Raw genomic sequence first — 6137 nt, 5'->3', positions numbered from 1 at the left:
TATATTTTTGAGGTATTCGATCGGAAAAAAAGCCCAATTCCTTCACAAAGTACTCATACCTTTTCTCCGGTTTCTCATGAAGGAAAGTTTGTAATTGGTATAGGGATTTAGCCAAAACAAACTGTGAAGTTTCAAGATACCCTTTTTCAATTTTGGGGCTGCTTTGCATCAATTCTTTTAACTTCTCATAATCAAAAATTAGCAAAACTGAGGGCTCTATGGTCTCAATATTTTGAGTACAAGGTTTCTTTAAAAGCATAGCTTCCCAGGTTGAGACAAAGGTGTTTTCCTGCCAAAAAAAAATAGTAGTTTCATTGCCTACTTCATTAATATAGTAGCCACGTAACAATCCTTTCAAAACCAACCCCACCTTTTTTTTCAAACTATCCCTTTTGATAAAATGCTCATTTGCTTTCAACTCTTTTATCTCCGTAATGGCCAAAAATTCATTAAGGTCTGCATCGGTCAAATAAGGAAACCTATTTGATAGATTTTGTTTTATATGAGTCCATTCCATTGTAAGGTTCATGAGCACCGTTTTTCCAGCCAAAAATCCCTAGGGTACAATTTAATTATAAGTGATAAGATCCTCAAATTTATCACAAATAAGGTAAGTATAAACGGTTCTCTCAAGGAGGGAAAAATTTATTTTTCATAAGATTCCTCTTCAGATTCTTATTAAAATCTGAGAAAACAGTTACCTAAAAGCCCCTTAAATATTCATTAAAACAATAGATAAGGACTATACTATTAAAAATTCATAGAGAAAAGCATCATCCTTATCATTTGATTACTCCTTTCTATTCCTCTATCACTTTAACAAATCGATGATTTAAAATACTAAAAGCGAAAACCTTACCATTTTCATCCCTTAAGAACTCCATTCCTTTTGGAAATCGAGGCTCCCATCTTTCCACTAAAAAATCATCTCCTCTTACATGATTAAGGTTTTGAGGTCCAATTCGAAGATGATTTAGTTTTAACTGTCTATCTTCAACTAAAACGGTGTACAATGTTTTGATTTCGTTACTGAAGTAATTCCCCAAGTAATCATTTAAATTGGGAGCAGGGTTGGGCTCATTGTCCACCTTGGGGCAAGGTTTTTCATCATAGATTACCTGGTTCACCTGACCGGATCCATCTTTTAGGAAGGTTATAGTCTTTCCTCTAAAATCCTCAATAAAAAATACAGAATCCGACTTTGCTGACATTGGAAAGGTTTCTGCACCATCAAAAGTAATATTAGAAAATAATTGATTCTCTTTCCTGGTAACGGTAAGGTAAAAGCCCGGAGATAAACGATAGGTTCCTAGGTAACTATCCAAAACCATCTCCGAAACTTCAATTTTTGGCTTTGCTGATTGAGCTTTATTATTGACATTATTTTCTGGAAGATAAAGTGAGGCTATTTCCCTTGGAATATCATACGGCATCCATGCATGGTTACTAAGGGTAACCACTGACAAATGGAGTTCCGGAAAATGAACCAACAGACTTGCAAAAGACCACCAAAATCCTTCATGACTAATCCATTTGGTTCCTTTAAAATCTCTTACAAAAACACTAAACCCAACTTTTATTTCCTTCCCATTATTCAACACACCGGGCTGGAACATTCGATCAAAAACAGGCTTCATTTTTTCCCCAGGGTTGTCAACGTATTGCAACCATTTGGCAAGGTCAGTTGTAGTGGAATACAAAGAACCTGGTCCCGGAACCTGGGAATTGTTTGGAGAAACCCCAAGGCCTCCTAGGCCATTCATAAAGTAGCTATAAGCCCGATTGGGAATCACTGTAGCATGATCATCCACAAACATCGTCTGTGTCATTTCTAAAGGTTCAAAGATGTTCGTTTGCGTCCATTCTCTAAATGATAATCCCGTAACTTTATGCACCAATTCAGCCAGCAAAAGGTATCCGGTATTTGAATATTCGTAATTTTCCCCAGGCAAAAAATTTGGCTTTTTCTGTGCATAAGCCAAGCGAAGGACCTGTTCTGTAGATATTTCATCATCAAATGACCAACCTCCCAAAGACAATAACTTTATTGTATTTTGTAAGCCACTGGTATGATGAAGTAAATGATCTATGGTAATGATATTTCCATAATCCGGAAGTTCCGGTATATATTGGCGGATGTCATCAGCAAGGGATATTTTTCCCCGTTCCACCAGTAATGAGATTGCATACCCTGTAAACATTTTCGAAACAGAACCCAAATCAAATGCTGTCGTTGGGGTGATTGGAATTTCATGTTCAAGATTTGCCAAACCGTAACCTTTGTTAAGTAGCACTTCACCATCTTTCACAACCAACACCGCTGTTCCGGGATAATGTGGGCTTCCATAGTCATTACATATAGAATCTACTTTCTGCAAAATTGTCTCATGGGATACCTGGGCATTTACAAAATTATGGACCGTAAAATAAAGGAGCAATGTACTTAAGATTTGAAATGTTAAGGTCTTTAATTTCAGCATAGAGATAGAAATAGTTTTTATGAATAAGAAAATCCACACGAATGGCCTTCTTCCAATCGGGCCAATATAAAGTCTGTATAATACTTATTTTGGAAATGTTTTATAAACCTTTTTTTCTATAATTTTCTTATTATTTTCTTTTCTGAAATGATAAACAATAAATCCAGCTTGAAGAATGGTCCCTAAAACCGAAGGCAAAAATTGACTATAGGGTTGATAGTTTTCCAAAACGGTCCCCGAAAATGCAGAAAGCAAAGCCGTAAAGGCTCCTATCATTTTAAAAATATGTTCATAAAGCCAGAACTTTTTATAATTTTTTTTGGGAATCCTATAACGAATAAAATCATAGGCAATAATCATCATTAAAGTACCAACGGTACTGTAAATAATTATTGGTGACCAAATCATTCCTATTGATTTGAAATAATACAAAAAGTAGAAAAGGGAGGTCAGGGCAATAATCGCAATTGAAACATCAATTAATTTGGGTTGATTAGTTTTGGTTTGCAGAACTCTGTACCCCGAAAATCCAAAATAAGCGCTTAATATGGTAATGATTAACAAAAAGGTATTCCTTCCAAAAACGAAAACTCCTATTAATCCAGTAATAATGACAATAGTTAAAAGGAAAAGAAATAAATCCCCAACCACCTTATGCCGTTTTCCACCCTTCTTTGTTGTTAAAGCTAAAAATCCAAGTACCAAAGCTATTGAACCCGCTATGACATGAAACACAATGTTAGTTTGATGCAATAAATAAAAAACTCTCATATTTTTACTTTTTCAGTCCTATTAGGTTTCCTAATTACCCATTTTATTTTCAAATTTTATCTATTCCCATATTACATAGTTTTCATTTTCTTCAAAATTACTCCATACCTTGAGCAATTACTTGCTTTCCCTAAATCCAGGAAGGCTTATAACGGTTTGTTTATAGGAAGGAAAGCCTGACTTATCTAACGTCTTTGTCCAGCATGAACCTATATGCAAATTTTAGCAGCTATTTTTAATAATTGGATACCTCAATCATCACTAAACATTATTAAAAACTCCCTATAAGATATTTTATACAGCCAAATCATTTTCAATGTAACCACTTTGATTACTCTGTTTTCTTGCCAATAATGCAAATCCAAATGTTAATACACCAACTCGACCTATAAACATTAACATTATAATTAGAATCTTACCGATTGGAGATAAGTCACCAGTTATTCCTGTACTTAATCCAACTGTACCTAAAGCGGATGCGACTTCAAATAATATGTTTTCAAAAACTGCTTTTTCTGAAAACATAAGTAGAAAGGTAAACAAAAATATTAGGCTTGTATATAGGATAAAGGTTGAAGTTGCTACATAAAGCCTTTCAAAAGGAATACGGTTATTTAAAAAGGTAATATCCTTTTGTCCAAAAATTCTACTTTTTAAAACAGCGATCATAGCAGTGAGAGTAGTGATTTTCATTCCGCCTGCAGTCCCAGAAGGTGATGCACCAATATACATTAAGAAAACAACCAACAATAATGATTGGATTGTTAAAGCACCTGTTGAAACCGTATTAAAACCGACCGTAGTCATTGCAGTCATAGCTTTAAAAAAAGATTTCATTAATGCACTTGTACCCGACTGGTGAACTAGTGGCTCGGTTAAATATAGTAGAATTGTTCCTGAAGAAAGAAGGATTAAAAATCCATAAATTATAATCTTTGAAGTAAAGGTTACACTTTTAGATTTACCTGAAATACGATACCATACATCCGTAAATACAATAAATCCTAATGAACCTGCAATTGAAAGTACTGAAATAATACTGTTTATAGATCTATTATCTTGAAAGCCTTCAAAACTATCATTAAAAAGAGCAAAACCCGCAGTACAAAAAGCAGAAACACTATGAAAAACACTATACCAAATTACCTGAAAAACACCCTCATCAGGATTTTTAAAAGCAATAAAAAAACAAATTGCACCTATTATTTCCGTAACAAGCGTAAATAAAACCACAGTTTTTAAAAAGTCTATTACCAATATGGTTTTAGGCATAGTAAACTCTGTCCCTATAATTTTTTCATGCCAATTAGTAATTTTCTTGGTGGTTAAGAAAAGATAATAAGAGGTTAAAGTCATATAACCAATCCCACCAAATTGGAATAATAGCATAATTATAATTTGACCAAAAATATTATAGGAATCCACTACACTTACCGTCACTAATCCTGTGGTTGAAATTGCTGATGTGGAAATGAATAAATTGTCAAGAAAGGAAACATGGGATTTATGAAAAACCGGGATTGAAAGTAATGCGACACCAATTAAGTTGTATAGAAAAAAGCCCCAAACCAAATTCATTTGAGGAGATTTGCTTACTTGAATTTTTTTATACCAACTCAAAAATCGATTGACAAAGTTTCTTTTCATTTGTTGCTTCACATTGCTCTTCAAATACTAACAAATGTCAATATCTCTGTATTCACAAAAATCAAAACTTGGTATAATAGATAAAGAAAAAATCCCTCGATGGGGCCCAGCCCACCTGCTGAATTTGAACAATTAAAAATTATAATTAAACTGAAATTTTGTAACCTAGCTTAATTAGGTGTTCATTTTCTTGTTTTGCCAAACCTACAGTTTCCCCAAAAATTGCTATAAAGTCAATTTGCACAAGGTTTAAATACTTCCTTTATTTTTTGGAACTAAAAGTTCTTGCTATCAACAACAGATAACCTATTAATTATTAGCAATATAGATCAGCTTATTTGCCAGACTTGTAAAAATGGAGATTATAAATATGAATTTACCCATAAAAAACTTAAACATGGTTTGATTTTTGTGCATTAAATCCAAAAATCTTTCTAAAGAACTTCCATTTGGTAATTCCACCTCCACAAAACCAACATATGTGGAAGGAAGTTCTTTCGGTGGATTAAAAAACCTTATTTGAAGAAACAACAATTTTTTAGACTTGAGCTTGGGGATTATTTTTTTAAGGTACCCAGGCCTCCAGCATCTTATCAAACAGTAAATAAATTAATAATTAAACCATTTTTTATAATGAAAATTCTACCTAGAACTTTTGTAAACGCATTTTTTGTCCTTGGTTTGTTTCTATTAACCACTTCTTGTATGACAGAGGTCATTATAGAGGAACCTCTGGTTGAAGAACCTCAATATTTTGAAAACCTGACAATTGTTAACCCTTTTGAGAACGATTACTTCTATGTAGGGGACTTTGTAAATTTTACAGTAATTGGCAATGCCAGTGACGGAAGTGCGCCCTATGTGGAGTTTGAGGTATATAATGAAAGGACAGGTAGTTCTATTTATGTTACTCCCGACCCAATCCCTGTTCCGGGTAGCTATGATTATTCTTATTCAGTTAGCTTAGAACTAATTGAAACAGGGCCCTACATATTTTTCGCAGATTCTGAATTACAAGAAGTTAGCACAGTATTTAGAGTTGAGAGATAGTAAAAAAACAAAAACCATAAAATGGGATTCTCTAAAATCATCCCTAAATTTCAAGCTTAATAGTGCCCGATAATTCAAAATGGATTGGAACTACTATTGAACAAAATTCTTACAACTGGTTCAGGGGGTCTCCCCTGATCCATTCCCACCTGTCTCAATTTTTTTCTCCTAGGGATTTTTGCTTATGAT

5 protein-coding genes are annotated in these 6137 nt (G+C 33.7%); 1 reads left to right on the top strand and 4 read right to left on the bottom strand.

The features are described from left to right. The 4 genes from E1171_RS09510 to E1171_RS09495 form a co-directional block, all read right to left on the bottom strand. The coding region (locus tag E1171_RS09510; RefSeq protein ID WP_155205770.1) for a Crp/Fnr family transcriptional regulator at window positions 1-529 on the bottom strand (529 nt) is incomplete at its 3' end. Between the two features lie 271 nt (window positions 530-800). Beyond that, on the bottom strand, window positions 801-2480 hold the full coding sequence (locus E1171_RS09505; RefSeq protein ID WP_155205769.1) for a serine hydrolase: 1680 nt from the start codon (window positions 2478-2480) through the stop codon (window positions 801-803). Window positions 2481-2564: 84 nt separating this feature from the next. Beyond that, window positions 2565-3251 (bottom strand): DUF2306 domain-containing protein, encoded by a 687-nt coding sequence (locus E1171_RS09500; RefSeq protein ID WP_155205768.1) that lies wholly within the window; start codon window positions 3249-3251, stop codon window positions 2565-2567. Between the two features lie 294 nt (window positions 3252-3545). Further along, window positions 3546-4898: a TrkH family potassium uptake protein gene (locus E1171_RS09495; RefSeq protein WP_155205767.1), complete on the bottom strand. Its 1353-nt coding sequence runs from the start codon at window positions 4896-4898 to the stop codon at window positions 3546-3548. Window positions 4899-5531: 633 nt separating this feature from the next. Here E1171_RS09495 and E1171_RS09490 point away from each other — a divergent pair. Next, entirely contained in the window at window positions 5532-5948 is a 417-nt protein-coding gene (locus E1171_RS09490; RefSeq protein WP_155205766.1) for a hypothetical protein, read from the top strand. Window positions 5949-6137 lie beyond the last annotated feature (189 nt).

Source organism: Xanthovirga aplysinae (assembly GCF_009711365.1).
GTDB classification, from domain to species: domain Bacteria; phylum Bacteroidota; class Bacteroidia; order Cytophagales; family Cyclobacteriaceae; genus Xanthovirga; species Xanthovirga aplysinae.
Note: the sequence above shows the minus strand (reverse complement) of the source record. Positions and strands in the feature narration are given on the sequence as shown.

Coding starts and splice junctions, on each gene's coding strand:
- E1171_RS09505 (WP_155205769.1), bottom strand. CDS start 2,480: ATGCTGAAATTAAAGACCTTAACATTTCAAATCTTAAGTACATTGCTC.
- E1171_RS09500 (WP_155205768.1), bottom strand. CDS start 3,251: ATGAGAGTTTTTTATTTATTGCATCAAACTAACATTGTGTTTCATGTC.
- E1171_RS09495 (WP_155205767.1), bottom strand. CDS start 4,898: ATGAAAAGAAACTTTGTCAATCGATTTTTGAGTTGGTATAAAAAAATT.
- E1171_RS09490 (WP_155205766.1), top strand. CDS start 5,532: ATGAAAATTCTACCTAGAACTTTTGTAAACGCATTTTTTGTCCTTGGT.